We start from the raw sequence: 2,500 nt of genomic DNA on the forward strand, positions 1-2,500 counted from the left end.
GGATTGAGGGGTAGGAAAGAATAATCCTGGCATCGAGCTATTGTCCCGGTCGGCAACCCGACAAGTATCTTGGCCACGGTGAAGTTTCACAACCGAGTTCGGGATGGAATCGGAGTGGTGCCATCACGTTAAAGACACCAGGAAGGGTAGAACCCTCAAGACTGCAAAAGCTAGGGAAAAAGTGTTGAAAGAAGAATCAGGTCAAGCCCTCGGTCGGTTAGTACTCCTCGACTGCACTCGTTACCGAGCTTCCATCTAGAGCCTATCAACGGGTAGTCTACCCGAGACCTTACTGGCTTAATGCCATGAGAGCAATCATCTGGAGGTGGGCTTCCCACTTAGATGCTTTCAGCGGTTATCCGCTCCGCACATGGCTACCCTGCGTTTACCGTTGGCACGATAACAGGTACACCAGCGGTGCGTCCTTCCCGGTCCTCTCGTACTAAGGAAGGCTCCTCGCAATGCTCTTACGCCTACACCGGATATGGACCGAACTGTCTCACGACGTTCTGAACCCAGCTCACGTACCGCTTTAATGGGCGAACAGCCCAACCCTTGGGACCGACTTCAGCCCCAGGTTGCGATGAGCCGACATCGAGGTGCCAAACCTCCCCGTCGATGTGAACTCTTGGGGGAGATCAGCCTGTTATCCCTAGAGTAACTTTTATCCGTTGAGCGACGGCCCTTCCACGCGGTGCCGTCGGATCACTAAAGCCGACTTTCGTCCCTGTTCGACTTGTGGGTCTCACAGTCAAGCTCCCTTCTGCTTTTGCACTCTATCGTCCCATTTCCAACGGGACCGAGGGAACCTTTGCGCGCCTCCGTTACCTTTTAGGAGGCGACCGCCCCAGTCAAACTGCCCACCTGAAACTGTCTCCCGCCCCGATTAGGGGTCAGGGTTAGAATTCTAGCCTCGCCAGAGTGGTATCTCACCGTTAGCTCCACCCTCCCCACGAGGAGAGTTTCAAAGCTTCCCACCTATCCTGCGCAAGCGAAGCCCGAAGCCAATTCCAGGCTACAGTAAAGCTTCATAGGGTCTTTCTGTCCAGGTGCAGGTAGTCCGTATCTTCACAGACAATCCTATTTCGCCGAGTCTCTCTCCGAGACAGTGCCCAGATCGTTACGCCTTTCGTGCGGGTCGGAACTTACCCGACAAGGAATTTCGCTACCTTAGGACCGTTATAGTTACGGCCGCCGTTCACCGGGGCTTCGGTCGTCAGCTTCAGATTACTCCTGACCAACTTCCTTAACCTTCCGGCACTGGGCAGGCGTCAGCCCCCATACTGCGTCTTACGACTTGGCGGAGACCTGTGTTTTTGGTAAACAGTCGCCTGGGCCTATTCACTGCGACCCTCTTGCGAGGGTACCCCTTCTCCCGAAGTTACGGGGTCATTTTGCCGAGTTCCTTAGAGAGAGTTATCTCGCGCCCCTTAGTATTCTCTACTTCCCCACCTGTGTCGGTTTCGGGTACAGGCAATTAATGATTAACGTGGTTCGGGCTTTTCTAGGAAGCTTGATCAGCGCCACTTCCCTCCCGTGGGAGGTGGGACTCGCGTCTTAGCTCCTGGTGTTTTCGCCACCGCTCATCGCCTCGACTGCTTGCACTGGTAACCAACATCCAGCTGACGTTGACCTTCTCCGTTCTCCGGCACAATCATTAATCGGTACGGGAATGTTAACCCGTTGTCCATCGACTACGCTTTTCAGCCTCGCCTTAGGTCCTGACTGACCCTCCGCGGACGAGCCTTGCGGAGGAAACCTTGGGGTTTCGGGGTGTGGGATTCTCACCCACATTTTCGCTACTTAAGCCGACATTCTCACTTCTATAGAGTCCACAGCTGCTTGCCGCTACTGCTTCACCCCCTATAGAACGCTCCCCTACCACTACAATGTAGTCCACAGCTTCGGTAGATAACTTAGCCCCGTTCATTTTCGGCGCAGGAGCGCTTGACCAGTGAGCTATTACGCACTCTTTTAAGGGTTGCTGCTTCTAGGCAAACCTCCTGGTTGTCAATGCACTCCCACCTCCTTTCTCACTTAGTTATCATTTGGGGACCTTAGCTGGTGGTCTGGGCTGTTTCCCTCTTGACGATGAAGCTTATCCCCCACCGTCTCACTGGTAGTTTTTTTAGCCGTATTCAGAGTTTGCCTCGCCTTGGTACCGGTCTCCCAGCCCGCGGCGAAACAGTGCTTTACCCCGACTAAACTTCCACTACCGCTGCGCCTCAACACATTTCGGGGAGAACCAGCTAGCTCCGAGTTCGATTGGCATTTCACCCCTAACCACAGCTCATCCGCTAATTTTTCAACATTAGTCGGTTCGGACCTCCACTTGGTTTTACCCAAGCTTCATCCTGGCCATGGTTAGATCACCCGGGTTCGGGTCTACAAATTATGACGCTTCGCCCTCTTCAGACTCGCTTTCGCTGGGGCTGTGGGGTCTTCCCCCTTCACCTGCCATAACCTGTAAGTCGCCGGCTCATTCTTCAACAGGCACACG

At 54.2% G+C, this 2,500-nt stretch carries 2 rRNA genes (1 of these 2 cut by a window edge); both read right to left on the minus strand.

Annotated elements, in window-relative coordinates:
• Window positions 1–24: 24 nt before the first annotated feature.
• Window positions 25–142, minus strand: a 5S ribosomal RNA gene (rrf, locus tag O9332_RS11170).
• Between the two features lie 55 nt (window positions 143–197).
• Window positions 198–2,500: ribosomal RNA gene (locus O9332_RS11175) — 23S ribosomal RNA — on the minus strand (it continues 577 nt past the right edge of the window).

The sequence above is a fragment of the Microcystis sp. LE19-10.1B genome (assembly GCF_027530565.1).
Classification (GTDB): Bacteria; Cyanobacteriota; Cyanobacteriia; order Cyanobacteriales; family Microcystaceae; genus Microcystis; species Microcystis aeruginosa.